This is a genomic window from Xenorhabdus sp. PR6a, from assembly GCF_028599065.1.
GTDB classification, from domain to species: Bacteria; Pseudomonadota; Gammaproteobacteria; order Enterobacterales; family Enterobacteriaceae; genus Xenorhabdus; species Xenorhabdus doucetiae.
On record NZ_JAQRFJ010000006.1, the window covers coordinates 55,412 to 74,815 of the forward strand.

The window sequence follows — 19,404 nt, forward strand, 5'->3', positions numbered from 1 at the left end:
ATGCCTAAGTCATGCAATAACATTAACAACAGAAGTATTAAATTTTCTCTCAGTTCTACTCAACAAGCCGCTTGGCTCGCTCAATACCTCCATCCTAATAGTACTTGTTACCATTTTGGTTCAGTGGTTCTGATTGAGGGTGAATTGGATGAGGCGCTGTTAGTACGTGCTTTTGAAGCCGTTGTTTATCGTCATGAGGCATTGCGTTTACAACTCGTCGATAGTCAAGAATTACCACGACAAGCACTCACGGATGCAGGGAATGTCTCCGTGACAATCCGTGACTTTTCAGACCATGCAGACCCGGAAGAGCAAGCGAAACAACACATTCAGGCCGCTTTTGTGCGCCCGTTTGATTTGTCGGGTGAACGCTGGCGTTTTGAACTGTTACGCGTGAGTGATACTCGTTGGTACTGGCAGTTTTGCTGCCATCCCCTGATCGGTGACGAGGTCACGTTAAGACTCATTGCTGAAGATGTCGCCAATATTTATCGTGGCTTAATCAGGGGAGAGGAGATCACCGAAACCGACCTGATGTCCCCAGAAACACCGATCTGCCACTTACCGATATTGCCATTAGCAGAGCGGCAGCAAGTGCTGGTGGATTTTAACGCGACTCAAGCTGATTTTCCGCAAGATGCGCTGATCCACTCACTGTTTGAGGCGCAGGCCGCACAACGTCCTGATGCCACGGCCGCCGTATTTGAGGGGCAAACACTCAGCTATGGCGAACTGAATCGCCGTGCCAATCAACTGGCGCATCATCTGATTGCACTCGGTATCCAACCGGATGACCGGGTCGCCATCTGTGTCGAACGCAGTCTGGAGCTAATTGTTGGCTTGCTGGCTATCCTCAAGGCCGGCGGGGCTTATGTGCCGCTGGATCCCGCCTATCCGGCTGAGCGATTGGCTTATATGCTTGAAGATGCCACGCCGGTACTCTTGCTGACTCAGACCACCCAACGCGACAAACTGCCCGGCACCCTGCCGACGGTGTTACTTGATCATTTCCTTGATGACCGCGATCGGCTGTCAGCGGCACAGCTCACGGCACAACCGTCTGACAATCCTGATGCTCAGATATTGGGGCTGACCGCCCGTCATCTGGCCTATGTGATCTACACCTCCGGCTCCACCGGCCAACCCAAAGGGGTGATGATTGAACATCGCAGCCTGAGTAATTTGATTACCACCCAACAAAATACGCTGGCACTCACCCCTGACAGCCGCGTCTTACAGTTCGCCTCGAACAGTTTCGATGCCTGCATCTGGGAATGCTGCATGGCTTTGGTGGCAGGCGCCCGGCTCTATCTCGCCAAACGTGCTGACCTGCTGCCTGGTGAGATACTGGCCGGCTATCTGGCAACCCATGCGATTAGCCATGTTCTCCTGTCACCGACCGTACTGGCAGCCATGGATTCACTACCCGATACTTTACACACCTTGCTGGTAGGAGGGGAAGCGTGCCCGCCAACCTTGGTCAAACGCTGGGCACGAGGACGGCAAATGCTCAATGCCTATGGCCCGACGGAAATCACCGTCTGTGCCACCCTCTATCCTTGTGACAATCAGGAAGAAAAAGCGCCACCGATTGGCCGCCCGATCGCCAATACCCAAATCTATATTCTGGATAGCCACGGTCAGCCGGTACCCATTGGGATGAGTGGTGAAATTTATATTGGCGGTGCCGGCGTGGCGCGCGGTTATCTGAACCGGCCTGAACTGACCGCGGAACGTTTCCTCGCCGACCCCTTCTCTTCCAATCCTGATGCCCGGATGTATAAGACCGGTGACCTTGGCCGCTGGCTGCCTGACGGTAATATCGAATACCTTGGCCGCAATGATTTTCAGGTGAAATTACGCGGTTTCCGCATTGAACTGGGGGAAATCGAAGCTCGCCTCAGACAGTGCCCCGGCGTGCGTGAGGCGGTCGTGCTGGCGCGCGAAGACAGACCGAATCAGAAACGGCTGGTGGCCTATCTGCTGGCAGAACCGGATGCCAAACTCCTGCCCGCCGAACTGCGCCGGCAACTCGCCCGGCACCTTGCCGACCATATGCTGCCCAGCGCGTTTGTCACATTAGCGGCTTTCCCGTTGACGCCCAATGGCAAACTCGACCGTCGGGCACTGCCTGCCCCTGATGCAAAAGATGTGGCGACCCGTGACTACGAAGAACCCATCAGTGAGACAGAAATTGCCTTGGCTCAAATCTGGCAAACCTTGTTAGGCTTAGAACAAGTGGGTCGCCACGATCATTTCTTTGAACTGGGAGGGCATTCATTGCTGGCTTCCCAACTCATCGCCCAGATCCGTCAAAATTTGGCACGGGAGTTATCATTACAACAACTCTTCGATCACCCCATTCTGATGAATTTGGCTCAAACATTGGCTGACATTGCCGTCAGCGAGCAGGTCGCGATCCCCGTGACTGACCGTAGCCAGCCGTTACCGTTATCCTTTGCGCAGCAACGGCTGTGGTTCCTGGGGCAAATCGATCAAGCAGCCAGTCTGGCCTATCATATTCCGGTGATATTGCGCCTTAACGGACACCTGAGTCACCCTGCCCTGAACCACGCATTCAATCAGTTAATCGCCCGGCATGAAATTTTGCGTACCCGCTTTGTTCTGGTCGCCGGCCAGCCTTGCCAACAAATCGATCCGGCTGATATCGGTGTCACTTTGTCCTACCAAGATCTGCGCCTGTCCACACCAGAAGCGCATACCAGCCGTCTCGCTGAACTTGCCGCCTTCGAAGCACAGACACCTTTTGATTTTAGCCAAGGGTCGCTGATCCGCGGTCATTTGCTGCAACTGGCCGATGAGGAACATGTCTTACTGTTGACCCAACATCACATTATCTCTGACGGCTGGTCCATCGGCGTATTGATGCGTGAACTGAGCATCCTCTACCATGCCGCCCTCAATGGCCAAGACGATCCCTTGCCACCCTTGCCCATTCAGTACGCCGATTACACCGTTTGGCAGCGTGAATGGCTGCAAGCAGCAGCCAAGCTCACGGCACAACGTAACTTCTGGTGTTCTCAACTGGCAGGCGCGCCGCCCTTATTGACCTTGCCGACCGACCGGCCACGCCCGGCGACCCAATCTTTTATCGGCGGGCAAATTCCTGTCCACTTTGATGCGGATTTATTGGCCGCCCTTAAAGCACTGGGACAACGCCATAACGTAACCTTGTTTATGACTGTCCTCAGCGCCTGGAGTATTGTGCTGGCCCGGCTGAGTGGTCAGGATGAGATTGTCATCGGTACGCCGGTGGCTAACCGAACCCATCATCAGCTTGAACCGTTAATCGGTTTCTTCGTCAATACGCTGGCCTTGCGGGTCACTCTGAACGATTCCGCCACGGTGACTGATCTGCTCAAGGCGATCCGGGCACAGGCGCTCGCGGCCTATGACCATCAGGATCTGCCCTTTGAGCAAGTGGTGGAGGCACTCCAACCGGAACGCAACCTGAGCTACAGCCCCATATTTCAGGTGATGCTGGCCTTAAACAACACGCCATTCCAAGAGCTGACCCTGCCCGAGATACAATGTTCGCGACTTGAACCGATGTCTCCCAGCGCCCAATTTGACTTAACATTATCGCTGACTGATACCCATACGGGTCTGACCGGAGAGCTGGTTTATGCGGCCGATCTGTTCGACGCCGCAACGGCTGAACGCATGGTCGGTTACCTGAAAAATGTGCTGGCGGCCATGGTAGCAGATGAGACACACCCCATCGCTACCCTGCCTATTCTGCCGGTATCAGAACGACAACAATTGCTGGTGGATTTCAATGCCACACAGGCGGATTTCCCGCAAGATGCGCTGATCCACCAACTGTTTGAAGCACAGGCCGCACGGCAACCGGAGGCGACCGCCGCCGTATTTGAAGAACAAACAATCAGCTATGGCGAACTTAATCGTCGTGCCAATCAACTGGCCCATCATCTGATTGCTCTCGGTGTCCGACCGGATGATCGGGTCGCCATCTGTGTCGAACGCAGTCTGGAGTTAGTTATTGGCCTGCTGGCTATCCTTAAAGCCGGCGGGGCTTATGTACCGCTGGATCCCGCCTATCCGGCTGAACGGCTGGCGTATATGCTGGAAGATGCCACGCCCGTAGTTTTGCTGACTCAAGCCGCCCTGATTGATCGGTTAGACAATGCCATACCGACAATATTGCTTGATACCCCAGACCCCCATTTGGCGGCTCAGCCCGATGACAATCCATCGGCACACATGCTGGGGCTGACATCCCGCCATCTGGCCTATGTGATTTACACCTCCGGCTCCACCGGCCAACCGAAAGGGGTGATGATCGAACATCGCGGCCTGTGTAATTTAATTACCACCCAACAAAAAACGCTGGTACTCAGCCCTGACAGCCGCGTCTTGCAATTCGCCTCAAACAGTTTTGATGCCTGCATCTGGGAGTGCTGCATGGCTTTGATGGCAGGTGCCCGGCTCTATCTCGCCAAACGTGCTGACCTGCTGCCCGGTGAGATCCTGTCCGACTATCTGGCCGCCAATGCCATCAGCCATGTGCTCTTGTCACCGACCGCACTGGCAGCCATGGATTCACTGCCCGATAGCTTACACACCTTGCTGGTGGGAGGGGAAGCGTGCCTGCCAACCTTGGTCAAACGCTGGGCACGAGGACGGCAGATGCTCAATGCCTATGGCCCGACGGAAATCACCGTCTGTGCCACTCTCTATCAATGTGACAGTCAGGAAGAAAAAGCACCAGCGATTGGCCGCCCGATCGCCAATACCCAAATCTATCTTCTGGATAAACAAGGTCAGCCAGTTCCCTTAGGTGTCGCTGGGGAAATTTATATTGCCGGTGCTGGTATCGCGCGCGGCTACCTGAACCGGCCTGAACTGACGGCGGAACGTTTCCTCCGTGATCCGTTCTCTGCCGATCCCGCTGCCCGGATGTACAAAACCGGTGACCTTGGTCGCTGGCAACCCGACGGCAATATCGAATACCTCGGCCGCAATGATTTTCAGGTGAAATTACGCGGTTTTCGCATTGAACTGGGGGAAATTGAGGCGAAACTTGAACAATGCCACGGCGTACGCGAAGCCATTGTGCTGGCGTGCGAAGATGTGCCGGGCCAAAAACGGCTGGTGGCCTATCTGCGGCCGCAGGCAGGGGTTGAATTGGTGCCGGCGGAACTGCGCCAGCAGCTCGCCCAGCATCTGGCCGATTATATGCTGCCCAGCGCGTTTGTGACCTTAGCGACTTTCCCCCTGACGCCCAATGGCAAAATCAACCGGCAGGCACTGCCGGAACCTGACTCATCCGCTATCGCCACCCGCAACCATCAGCCCCCCATCGGTGAAACGGAGACCGCGCTGGCCCAAATCTGGCAGAAGCTATTAAACTTGCCCTCGGTCAGCCGCCATGATCACTTCTTCGAACTCGGCGGCCACTCGCTGATGATTGTCAGCCTGATCGAAGAACTGCGTCTGCTGGGCTGGCAGCTCCATGTTCGCCATGTATTCACCACCCCCGTCCTCGCCGATATGGCGCAGGCTCTCCGGCGTCACACCGAGGCGTTTGTCGTGCCGCCCAACCTGATCCCAACAGGCTGCACGGCCATCACCCCCGCTATGTTGCCGCTGGTTTCACTGTCCCAAACTGAGATTGACGCCATTGTTGCTCATATTCCGGATGGTGCCGCCAATGTGCAGGATATCTATCCGCTGGCGCCGTTGCAGGAAGGCATTCTGTTCCACCACCTGCTTCAGACCCAGGGGGATGATTACTTATTGCACATCATGCTGGCATTTGATGCCCGTGAGCGCCTTGATGCTTTCCTGAGTACCCTGCAACAGGTGATTGACCGCCATGATATTCTGCGCACCTCGGTCTACTGGCAAGATCTGCCCCACCCCGTTCAAGTGGTCTGGCGTCAAGCATCACTGAATATCAATGTCTTCACCCCGGCGACAATGGATGACATCCCGGCACAACTACGCAAGCACACCGATCCACGCCGGCACCGTCTCGATCTGACCCATGCCCCCTTGTTCACGGCGGATATCGCCCATGATCCGGCACAAAATGAGTGGCTGTTGGCACTGCGTTTCCATCATCTGGTCGGTGACCATCTGACACTGGAGCTGATTTTCGCAGAAATGGCCTTGCTATTGCAGGGGCAAGAAACCCTGCCTGTGGCACTGCCCTACCGTAATTTCATCGCCCAGACGCTGAATACACCGACCTCAATCCATGAAGATTATTTCCGCCAGCAACTGGCCGATATTGACGAACCCACCGCGCCGTTTGGGGTGCTCACCCTGCCTAAAGACAGGCCAAAATCAGGTGAGTTACCCGATAATAGAGAGCTGATGGCAAAAGACACCCTGTTGCTGGAGCCCGAGCTGGCACGCGCGATCCGGGCGCAGGCACGCCGTCTGGGCGTCAGCGCCAGTGTGCTGTTCCATGTCGCCTGGGCGCAGGTTTTGGCCCAGACCAGCGGCCGGGACGATGTGGTGTTTGGCTCCATACTGTTGGGGCGTCTGCAAGGCGTTTCCGGTGCCGGTCAAATCTTGGGCATGTTTATCAATACCCTGCCCATTCGTCTTTCCTTGCGTGGACGCAGCGTACAGGACATCGTGCAGGAGACTTATCGTAACCTGACCACCCTGCTGGAACATGAACAGGCACCAGTGGCATTGGCACAACGTTGCAGTGGCGTGGCACAACCGATACCCCTATTTAGCACGTTGCTGAATTACCGTCACAGCCAAGCCGATGAAGCTGCGCTGGTCCGTACTCTTGGGCCGGGCATCCGTCTTTTGGCGGCAGAGGAACTCACTCATTATCCCGTTAACTTGGCAGTGGATGATTTAGGGGATGACTTTCAACTGACTGCCCTGACCGTAACCGGTATCGCACCGGTACAAATTAACACTTATCTGGTGACGGCCATGAGCGGCTTGGTTGAGGCGCTGGTTCACAACCCGCAACAGCCGATCCTAAATATCTCGATCCTGCCCACGGCAGAGCGGCAGCAAGTACTGGAAGATTTCAACGCCACACAGGCGGATTTCCCGCAAGAGGCGCTGATCCACCAACTGGTTGAAGCGCAGGCCGCCCAGCGGCCTGAGGCTATCGCAGCGGTATTTGAAGGACAAACGCTCAGTTATGGCGAGCTTAATCGTCGTGCCAATCAACTGGCCCATCACCTGATTGCGCTGGGAATACGGCCGGATGATCGGGTCGCCATTTGTGTTGAACGCAGTCTGGAATTAATGGTTGGCCTGCTCGCTATCTTTAAAGCCGGTGGGGTTTATGTGCCGCTTGATCCCGCCTATCCCGCCGATCGGTTGGCGTATATGCTGGAAGATGCCGCTCCGGTGGTCTTACTGACTCAATCCGTACTCCTTGATCGATTAGACAGTGATCGGTTAGACAGTGCCATACCGACGGTACTGCTTGATACACAGGGAGCCCTTCTGGCAGCTCAGCCCGATGACAATCCGCAGGCACAATCGCTGGGGCTGACATCCCGCCATCTGGCCTATATCATTTACACCTCCGGCTCCACCGGCCAACCCAAAGGGGTGATGCTCGAACATCGCGGCCTGTGCAATTTGGTGACCACCCAGCAAAAGAGGCTGGCACTCACCCCTGACAGCCGCGTCTTACAGTTCGCCTCGAACAGTTTCGATGGCTGCATTTTTGAATACGGCATGACTCTCGCGGCAGGTGCCAGCCTCTATCTCGCCAAACGTGCCGACCTGCTGCCCGGTGAAATTCTGTCCGGCTATCTGACCGCCCATGCCATTAGTCATGTCGCCCTGCCACCCACCGCGCTGGCGACGATGGATGCACTGCCCGATAGCTTACACACCTTGCTGGTGGTGGGAGAGGCGTGCCCGCCAGCCCTGGTCAAGCGCTGGGCGCAGGGGCGGCAGATGTTCAATGGCTATGGCCCGACGGAAACCACCGTTTGTGCCACCCTCTATCCCTGTGACAGTCAGGAAGAGAGTGCGCCTCCCATTGGCCGCCCGATTGCCAATACCCGCATCTATATTCTGGATAACCACGGCCAACCCGTCCCGCGAGGTGTCATCGGCGAGATTTATATTGCCGGTGCCGGCGTCGCCCGCGGCTACCTCAACCGGCCAAAACTGACGGCGGAACGTTTCCTGCGTGATCCGTTCTCTGCCGATCCTGATGCCCGGATGTACAAGACCGGCGACCTCGGTCGCTGGCGACCCGACGGTAATATCGAGTACTGCGGCCGTAATGATTTTCAGGTGAAATTACGCGGTTTCCGCATTGAACTGGGGGAAATTGAGGCCAAGCTTGAACAATGCCACGGTGTGCGCGAAGCGATCGTACTGGCACGCGAAGACCAACCCAATCAGAAACGGCTGGTGGCCTATCTGCGTCCACAAGAGGGCGTTGAACTCCAGCCAACTGAACTGCGCCAGCAACTTGCCCAGCATCTGGCTGAATATATGCTGCCCAGCTCATTTGTGATACTGGACGCTTTCCCACTGACGCCCAATGGCAAAATCAACCGGCAGGCACTGCCTGCCCCGGATTCATCGTCCGTGGTGACGCAAGCGTATGAGGCGCCGGTGGGTGAAATCGAAATCGCCCTGGCCGGGATTTGGCAGGCGGTGCTGGGGCTGGAACGCATCGGCCGCCATGATCACTTCTTTGAGCTTGGCGGTCATTCCCTGCTGGCGGTACAGTTGGCTTCGCGGGTGCGTCAGGTACTGGCGCGCGAATTACCCTTGCAGTCACTCTTTGACCGGCCGCGTCTGATTGAACTGGCCCAGACACTGACAGAGACGGCAGTCACCACACAGGTGACCATTCCGCTGGCGGATCGCTTGCAGCCGCTGCCGCTCTCTTTTGCCCAGCAACGGCTGTGGTTTCTGGGGCAACTCGATCCGGCGGCCAGTCTGGCCTATCATATCCCGCTGGCGTTACATCTGACCGGACGGCTTAATCGCCCTGCCCTGATCCACGCCCTCAATCGTCTGGTTGCCCGCCATGAAAGCCTGCGCACGCGCTTTGTGCTGATTGAAGGCCAGCCCTGCCAACAACTCGATCCGGTTGACACCGGTTTTGCCCTGTTCTGCCAAGATCTGCGCGCATTAACGCCGGACGATCACCGCCAGCGTATTGCTGCCTTGACCGCGCTTGAATGGCAGACGCCTTTCGACTTTAGCCAAGGCCCGCTGATCCGCGGTCATTTGCTGCAACTGGCCGAAGAAGAACATGTCTTATTGATCACCCAACACCATATTATTTCTGACGGCTGGTCCCTCGCGGTGCTGATGCAGGAGCTGGCCACGCTCTACCGTGCCGCCCTTGATGGTCAGGACGATCCCTTGCCTCCGTTGCCGATTCAGTATGCCGACTATGCGGTTTGGCAGCGCGACAGGCTGCAAGCCGCCGACCTTGCAGCTCAACGCGATTTCTGGTGTTCCCAGCTTACCGGGGTGCCGGCCCTGCTGACCCTGCCCACAGATCGGCCTCGTCCGGCAGTACAGCGCTATGTCGGCAGCCATTGCCCTGTGCATTTTGATGGGGAGTTGGTCGCTGCACTTAAGGCGCTGGGACGACGCCATAACACCACCTTGTTTATGACCGTACTCACCGGCTGGAGTATTGTGCTGGCCCGGCTGAGTGGTCAGGAGGAAGTCGTTATTGGTACGCCGATTGCCGGCCGCCAGCACCATGAGCTGGAGGGATTGATCGGGTTCTTTGTCAATACGCTGGCCTTGCGGGTCACTTTGGATGACCGCACCACGGTTACCGACCTGCTCACCCAAGTCCGTGAGCGGGCGCTGGCCGCCTACGCCCATCAGGATCTGCCCTTTGAGCAGGTGGTGGAAGCGCTCCAACCGGAACGCAGCCTGAGCCACAGCCCGATCTTTCAGGTGATGCTGGCCCTGGACAATACGCCCCTGAATGCGACATTACAAAATCTGGCCTTACCGGATCTGCAACTCACCCCAGTCGAGCAGGAACACCAGAGCGCGCATTTTGATCTGACCCTGTCCCTGACGGAAACCGAGGCGGGTTTGAGCGGTGAACTGGGCTATGCCGTTGATTTATTCGATGCGGCCACGATTGAGCGCGTGATCGGCTACTTAGCCAATGTGTTGGCGGCAATGACCGCCGATGAAACACAGACCATTGCCACCCTGCCCCTGCTGCCGGCATCAGAGCGGCAACAATTGTTGGTCGATTTCAATGCTACACAGGCGGATTTCCCGCAGGATGCGCTGATCCACCAACTGTTCGAAGCGCAGGCGGCACGGGCACCTGAAGCGACCGCCGTGGTGTTTGGGGAACAGTTTGAGGAACAGGCACTCAGCTACGGCGAATTGAACCGCCGTGCCAACCGGCTGGCGCATCATCTGATTGCGCTGGGGGTACACCCGGATGACCGGGTGGCGATTTGTGCTGAACGCAGTCTGGAGATGGTGGTCGGATTGCTGGCTATTTTGAAGGCCGGCGGGGCCTATGTCCCCTTAGATCCCGCTTATCCGGCCGAACGGCTGGACTATATGCTGGCGGATGCCGCCCCGGTGGTGTTACTGACCCAATCGGCTCTGCTAGACACACTGGATTATCACCAGCCCACCGTAATCCTTGATGCCGGCTCTCCGGTACTGGATAACGGATCGGAAGAAAACCCTGACGCTCAGGCGCTGGGGCTGACTTCACAGCATCTGGCCTATGTGATCTACACCTCCGGCTCTACCGGACGGCCCAAAGGGGTGATGGTGGCGCACCGGAATGTCATCAATCTTTATACCGGATTGAATCGCATACTTGCCCTCACGCCACCGTGCCGCGTGGCTATGAATGCCAGTATTGTCTTCGATGCCTCGGTGAGTAGCTGGTTCCAGTTGCTTGCCGGCCACACTCTGGTGCTCGTCCCTGAAACCCTGCGTACCGATGGTTTAGCGCTCTGGCACTATTTTGCCCGCCATGGCGTGGATCTGTTTGACTGCACCCCAGTTCAATTGCAATGGCTACTGGACGCCGGTTTGGGAACTACCACCGGGTATCAACCCCGGCAGGTACTGATCGGGGGGGACAGCATTCCTCCCCAGATCTGGTTCACATTGCAACAGATAAAAACCACCCGCTTCATCAATGTGTACGGACCCACAGAATGTACGGTGGATGCCAGTTTCTGCCCGGTGGATTTATCCCTGCCGCAACCCAGCATCGGCCGCCCGATGGCCAATACCCAAATTTATATTCTGGATATTCAGGGCCAGCCCGTGCCCCTCGGCGTGGCCGGTGAAATTTATATCGCCGGTGCCGGCGTGGCGCGGGGTTACCTGAACCGGCCTGAACTCACCGCAGAACGCTTTGTCGCTGATCCGTTCTCTGCCGACCCCGGTGCCCGCATGTACAAGACCGGCGACCTCGGCCGCTGGCTGCCCGACGGCACGATTGAATACCTCGGCCGCAATGATTTTCAGGTCAAGCTGCGCGGTTTCCGCATTGAACTGGGTGAAATCGAGGCTCAACTGATGCAGTGCCCCGGCGTGCGCGAGGCCGTCGTTCTCGCCCGCGAAGACGCGACAGGACAAAAACAGTTGGTCGCTTATTTGCGGCCACAGGAGGGCGTTGAACTCCTACCGGCCGCACTGCGCCGGCAGCTTGCCCGGCACCTCGCGGACTATATGCTGCCCAGCGCGTTTGTGATGCTGGAAGTTTTCCCGCTGACCCCCAACGGCAAACTGGACCGGCAGGCGCTGCCGACCCCCGATGGATCTGCGGTGGTCACCCGCCGCTATGAAGCCCCGGAGGGGGAGATAGAAACCGTTCTGGCCCAAATCTGGCAAGATCTGCTGGGACTGGAACACGTCGGCCGTCATGATCACTTCTTTGAACTTGGCGGGCACTCGCTGTTGATCGTCAGCCTGATGGAACAGCTCCACAAGCTGGGCTGGCGGCTGGAGGTGCGCAACGTGTTCGAGACGCCGATCCTGCGGGCGCTGGCGCAAACCCTATCAGCAAACCCGCACACGCTACCGGCTTTCGACGTGCCCGCCAATCTTATTCCCACCGGCTGCACGGCGATCACTTCCGCCATGTTGCTGCTGGTATCGCTCTCCCAAACCGAGATAGATGCCCTGACGGCGGCGATCCCCGGCGGCGCCGGCAATGTGCAGGATATTTATCCACTCGCGCCGTTGCAGGAAGGGATTTTCTTCCACCATCTATTACAGACTCAGGGGGACGATTATCTGCTGCGCTGCTTGCTCGCTTTTGACCGCCGTGAACAGCTCAATGCCTTTTTGGCTGCCCTGCAACAGGTTATCGTCCGCCATGATATTCTGCGCACTTCCGTCCATTGGCAGGATCTGCCCCACCCCGTTCAGGTGGTCTGGCGTCAGGCTGTACTGCCTGTCAATGTCTTCATGCCAGACACAAAAGAAAATGTTTTAGTTCAACTGCGAGCCGCCACGGATCCCCGCCGGCTCCGTATTGATCTGACCCGTGCCCCATTACTGACCGCCGATATCACCCATGATCCGGAACAAAATGCGTGGTTACTGGCATTGCGTTTTCATCATCTGGTCAGTGACCATACGACAATGAATATGATTTTCGCGGAAATGGCCCAGATATTACACGGCCATGCTGAAACCCTACCGGCTGTCCTGCCCTATCGCAACTTTATCGCCCAAACCTTGCGCATCCCGGCTGACGCACACGAGGCTTATTTCCGTGCCCAACTGGCCGATATTGACGAACCGACTGCGCCGTTTGGGATACTCAAAGTCCATACGGATGACGACCGCATTACCGAGGCAAGTCTCCCTGTCGCCCCGGCACTGGCCGACGCGATCCGTGCTCAGGCGCGCCGGCTGGGCGTCAGTCCCGGTGTGCTGTTCCATGTCGCCTGGGCACAGGTACTGGCCAAGACCTGCGGCCGTGATGACGTGGTGTTTGGCTCTGTGCTATTGGGCCGGTTTCAGGGCGGAGCGAAGGCAGAACAAATATTGGGATTATTTATCAATACCCTGCCCATCCGGGTTTCCCTGACCAACCGCACCGTGCAAGACGCCGTTCAGGACACTTACCACGGTTTGATGATGTTACTGGAGCACGAACAGGCCCCGCTGGTTCTGGCACAACGTTGCAGCGGCATGACACCGTCGGTGCCGCTGTTCAGTACCCTGTTAAATTACCGCCACAGCGCCGCGGGTGACAACGCAACGGCGGAGACAATGTGGGCCGGTATCCGTATTCTGGCCGCAGAGGAACGCACGACTTATCCCGTTACCCTAACAGTGGACGATTTGGGCACCGGTTTCGAGCTTACCGCCCAGACGGTAGCGGATATCGATCCCGCACGCATCACCCATTATCTGGTTACCGCCCTGGGGGGACTCATTGAGGCACTGATCCACAACCCGCAGCAACCTGTTCTGCAATTACCGATTATGTCCGCCCCGGAGCAACACAAATTGCGGGTGGATTTCAATGCCACGCAAAGAGATTTCCCGCAAGATGTCCTGATCCATCAACTCCTTGAAACCGAAGCGGCACGTCATCCCACCGATATCGCCGTAGTATGCGGCGCACAATCACTCAGCTATGACGAACTGAATCGCCGGGCCAATAAGCTGGCCCATCATCTGATTGCGTTGGGTGTCCGGCCGGATGAGCGTGTCGCCGTGTGTGTCGAGCGTAGTCTGGAAATGGTGGTGGGTCTGCTGGGTATTCTCAAGGCGGGGGGAGCCTATGTGCCACTTGATCCCGCTTATCCGACCGAGCGGCTGAAATATATGCTTGAGGATTCAGCCCCCGTCGTCATCCTGACACAAACGGCATGGGCTGATCACTTTATCCACCCTGAGTCTGGCGAACCGATACCGATAGTCATGCTCGACGCCCAAGAACCGCTGATGGAAGCCCAACCTGAACACAATCCAGAGATTCCGGATCTGGCCGCTCACCATCTGGCTTATGTGGTGTATACCTCAGGCTCCACCGGCTTGCCCAAGGGGGTAATGAGTAGCCACCAAGCCCTGAGCAACCGGCTGTTGTGGTTTGTCCGGGATATCGCGACATCCCCACTGGTGGGCGCCCTGAAAACCAGTATCAGCTTTGTCGATTCGATAACTGAAACGCTGGGTGTATTGCTGGCTGGCGGCAAACTGGTGGTTTTCGACAACCACACAGTGAAAGATCCGGTTCGTTTCGGCAAAGGCTTGCAGCGCTTTAACGTTAACACCTTGGTGGTTGTCCCTTCACTCTTGAAGCTCCTGATATCCGATCACGGTGATGATCACCGCGATAACCGCCACTCTCTAACATCAATCAGGATATTGGTTTGCAGCGGGGAACAACTCGCCCCTGAACTGGCACAGCAAGTAGTAACCCATTACCCCGGACTCCGGTTGCTCAATTTTTACGGTTCGTCCGAAGTGAATGGTGACGCGACTTGGTATGAATATTCCGCCCAATCAGGTGTACCGACAGTTTCCGTGATCGGCCGCCCGATTGCCAATACCCAAATCTACATTCTCGACTCTCATGGTCAGCTTGTTCCCTCTGGCGTGGCGGGTGAGATCTATATTGCCGGCGCGGGGCTGGCCCGGGGTTATTTAAACCGCCCGGCACTGACCGCAGAACGTTTCCTCGCCGATCCGTTCTCTGCTGATCCCGGTGCCCGCATGTACAAAACCGGTGATCTCGGCCGCTGGCTGCCCGACGGTACGATTGAATACCTCGGCCGCAATGATTTTCAGGTCAAGCTGCGCGGTTTCCGCATTGAACTCGGCGAAATCGAGGCCCAACTGATGCAGTGCCCCGGCGTGCGCGAGGCGGTTGTGCTGGCGCGCGAAGACGCGACAGGGCAAAAACAACTGGTGGCCTACCTGCGATCCCAAGAGGGCGTTGAACTCCTGCCGGCCGCACTGCGCCAACAGCTTGCCCAACACCTCGCTGACTATATGTTGCCCGGTGCCTTTGTGATGTTGGAGGTTTTCCCGCTGACCCCCAACGGCAAACTTGATCGACAGGCGCTGCCGGCTCCTGGCGGTTCTGCGCTGGTCACCCGCCGCTATGAAGCCCCGGTGGGGGACGTAGAAATTGCCCTGGCACAAATCTGGCAAGACTTACTGGGACTGGAGCAGGTTGGCCGCCATGACCATTTCTTTGAACTTGGCGGACACTCCCTGCTTGCCGTCCAACTGGTCGCCCGCATACGCCAGAAGCTGGCGCGAGAAATACCGTTACAGACACTTTTTGATCAACCCGTCTTAATGACACTGGCCCATACGCTCGCCCAAACGGCCACCACCCTGCAAACGGTGATCCCGACGGCTGACCGCCATCACCCCTTACCGCTCTCTTTCGCCCAACAGCGTTTGTGGTTCCTGGGACAACTCGATCCTGCCGCCAGCTTGGCCTACCATATTCCGGCGGCACTGCGCCTGACCGGTTCGCTCAATCATCAAGCCTTGGCAATGGCCTTTAACCGGCTGGTTGCCCGCCATGAAAGCCTGCGTACCCGTTTTGTGCTCCTTGAAGGCCAACCCTATCAGCATATCGATCCCGCTGACACCGGTTTCCCCCTGACTTACCATGACCTGCGGCAGCTTGATCCGGCCTTGCAGGACGAGCGCGTGACCGAATTGGCCGAACGTGAGGCGCAGACTCTCTTCGATTTCGCCCAAGGCCCGCTGATCCGTGGTCAACTGCTGCAATTAGCCGGGGAGGAGCATGTGTTATTGCTCACCCTGCACCATATTATTACCGACGGCTGGTCGCTTGGGGTACTGGTACGCGAATTGGGAACTTTCTACTCTGCGGCGCTTGAGGGTGATCATCATCCCTTACCGCCCCTGCCTATTCAGTATGCGGATTATGCGGTCTGGCAACATGAACAGTTAAACGATCAGCGGCTCACGGCACAGCGGGATTTCTGGCGTGACCAGCTTAAAGGTGCCCCCGCCCTGCTGACTTTGCCCACCGACCGCCCCCGCCCGGCGATACAGCGCTATGCCGGCAGCCAAATCCCGCTTCATTTTGATGCAGAATTAGTGGCTGCACTTAAGGCGCTAGGGCAGCGCCATCACACCACTCTGTTTATGACCCTGTTGAGTGCCTGGAGTATTGTCCTCACCCGGCTGAGTGGTCAGGAGGAGGTGGTTATCGGCACGCCGATTGCCGGCCGCCAGCACCATGAGCTGGAAGGATTGATGGGCTTCTTTGTCAATACGCTGGCCTTGCGCGTTACCTTGGATGACCGCACCACGGTGGCCGGATTGCTCAACCAAGTTCGTGAACGGGCACTGGCCGCTTACGCCCATCAGGATCTGCCCTTTGAACAGGTGGTGGAAGCCCTCCAGCCGGAACGCAGCTTAAGCCACAGCCCGATCTTTCAGGTTATGCTGGCCCTCAACAATACACCGGCCACGGAGCTGACGTTACCGGGCCTGCAATTTACCCCGATTGAGCAGGCACACCAGAGTGCCCACTTCGATTTAACCCTGTCCCTGACGGAAACCGATGCCGGCCTGTTCGGGGCACTAGAATATGCGGTTGACCTGTTTGATGCTGCCACGATTGCACGGATAGCCGGCTATCTGCAACACGTATTGGCTGCGATGGTAGACGATGCCACCCAACCCGTTGCCCGCCTGCCCTTATTATCGCTGGCAGAACGTCAGCAATTGCTGATCGATTTCAACGACACTCAAGCCGATTTCCCGCAGGATGCACTGATCCATCAACTGTTCGAAGCACAGGCGGCACAACGCCCTGATGCCACAGCGTTGGTTTTTGAGGCGCAAACGCTCAGTTATGGCGAACTAAACCGCCGTGCCAATCGTCTGGCGCACCATCTGATTGCACTGGGAGTACGGCCGGATGATCGGGTAGCGATTTGTGCCGAACGCAGTCTGGAAATGGTGGTGGGTTTGCTGGGTATTCTAAAGGCCGGCGGTGCCTATGTGCCGCTCGACCCGGCCTATCCGTCCGAACGGCTGGCGTATATGCTTGAAGATGCGGCCCCGCAGGTGTTACTCACCCAGGCGGCCTTGGTGGACACGCTGAACAGTCACTTACCGACGGTGGTGCTTGATGCCCCGTCATCCTCTCTCTTTGATGAAAAACGGGAAAATAATCCCGATGCTCAGGCGCTGGGGCTGACATCACAACATCTGGCCTATGTGATCTACACCTCCGGCTCCACCGGACGGCCGAAAGGGGTGATGGTAGCGCACCGGAATGTCATCAATCTTTATACCGGATTGAACAGCATACTTGCCCTTAAACAACCCTGCCGCGTGGCTATGAATGCCAGTATTGTCTTCGATGCCTCGGTGAGTAGCTGGTTCCAGTTGCTTGCCGGCCACACTCTGGTGCTCGTCCCTGAAACCCTGCGTACCGATGGTTTAGCGCTCTGGCACTATTTTGCCCGCCATGGCGTGGATCTGTTTGACTGCACCCCAGTTCAATTGCAATGGCTACTGGACGCCGGTTTGGGAACTACCACCGGGTATCAACCCCGGCAGGTACTGATCGGGGGGGACAGCATTCCTCCCCAGATCTGGTTCACATTGCAACAGATAAAAACCACCCACTTTATCAACGTGTACGGACCCACAGAATGTACGGTTGATGCCAGTTTCTGCCCGGTGGATTTATCCCTGTCACAGCCCGGCATCGGCCGTCCGATGTCCAATACCCGGATTTATATTCTGGATACGCAAGGCCAGCCTGTGCCCCTCGGTGTGACCGGTGAAATCCATATCGGCGGGGCGGGTGTTGCCCGTGGTTACCTGAACCGGCCTGAACTGACGACGGAGCGTTTCCTTGCCGATCCGTTCTCAGCCGAACCCGATGCCCGCATGTACAAGACCGGTGACCTCGGCCGCTGGCGACCCGACGGTAATATCGACTACCTCGGCCGCAATGATTTTCAGGTCAAGCTGCGTGGTTTCCGTATTGAACTGGGCGAAATAGAAGCCCGGCTGATGCAGTGCCCCGGCGTGCGCGAGGCGGTTGTGCTGGCGCGCGAAGATGAGCCAGATCAAAAACGGCTGGTGGCCTACCTGTTGCCGCGGGAGGGTTGTGAACTGATTCCGGCGGAGCTACGTCAGCAACTCACCCAACACCTTTCCGACTATATGCTCCCCAGTGCTTTTGTGGTGTTGGACACTTTCCCGCTGACCCCTAACGGCAAACTCGACCGCCGGGCGTTCCCTGCCCCGGATTCGTCTGCCGTGGTGACCCGTGACTATGAGCCGCCACAGGGAAAAATAGAAACGAATTTGGCTCAGATCTGGCAAGAGTTATTAGAACTGGAGCGTATCAGCCGCCACGACCATTTCTTTGAACTGGGTGGGCACTCATTAATGGCCGTCAGACTGATAACACGTATAAGAAGCCGATTCTTGGTCAATATTTCCCTAACCGAATTGTTTAGTTCGCCCAAATTGGTGGAACAAGCCGCCATCATTTTTTCAGCTCAAATGGGTGCGGTAGGGGAAAACGAGATTGAGTCACTCCAAAGCGATCAACGCGCTGTGCTGGAGAAAAGAGTGGCAGAACAATTGCAGGCTCGCGGAGCTCAGCAACCACCGTTATTGATCACACCCGCAGACAGAGATCAGCCTCTGCCGCTCTCTTTTGCCCAACAGCGGTTATGGTTTCTCAGCCAAATCGATCCGGCTGCGTCTCTGGCCTATCATTTGCCTGCGATACTGCGTCTCACTGGTCAGCTTGACCGCCATGCGCTGACGAGGTCACTTGACCGCCTGATTGCCCGCCATGAAAGCCTGCGCACCCGTTTTGTGCTCCTTGACGGCCAACCCTGCCAGCATATTGATCCGGCTGATATCGGTTTTGCCCTGTCTTACCAGGATTTGCGCCATATCGACGCTGGCCTGCGCCACCATCGTGTTACCGAACTGGCTGATCTTGAAGCCCAGACCCCTTTCGACTTTGCCCAAGGGCCACTGATTCGCGGTCAATTGCTGCAACTGGCAGATGAAGAGCATATCCTGCTGATTACCCTGCATCACATTATTACCGACGGTTGGTCTATTGGGGTACTGGTACGCGAATTGGGTGAGTTTTATCGCGCCGCCCTTGTTGGGGATGATAATTCCTTGCCGCCCCTGCCTATTCAGTATGCGGATTATGCGGTCTGGCAACATGAGCAGTTAAAGGAGACTACCCTTACCGAGCAGCGTGACTTCTGGCGTGCTCAACTTGAAGGTGCGCCAGCCTTACTGGAACTGCCCACCGATCGGCCACGCCCCGCGGTGCAGACTTATGCCGGCAACCAAATTTCTTTCCATCTTGATGCCCCATTACTGGCATCACTGAAACAACTGGGACAGCGCCATAACAGCACCTTATTTATGCTTGTG

General features: G+C 56.9%; 1 protein-coding gene (running past one end of the window). It reads left to right on the forward strand.

Annotated elements, in window-relative coordinates; translation table 11 throughout:
* Positions 1-19,404 carry the 5' portion of a non-ribosomal peptide synthase/polyketide synthase gene (locus PSI15_RS03205; protein WP_273582270.1) on the forward strand. 5,784 nt of this gene lie beyond the right edge of the window, so the window shows 19,404 of its 25,188 coding nt (coding positions 1-19,404); it begins with the start codon at positions 1-3; its stop codon lies off the right edge, out of view.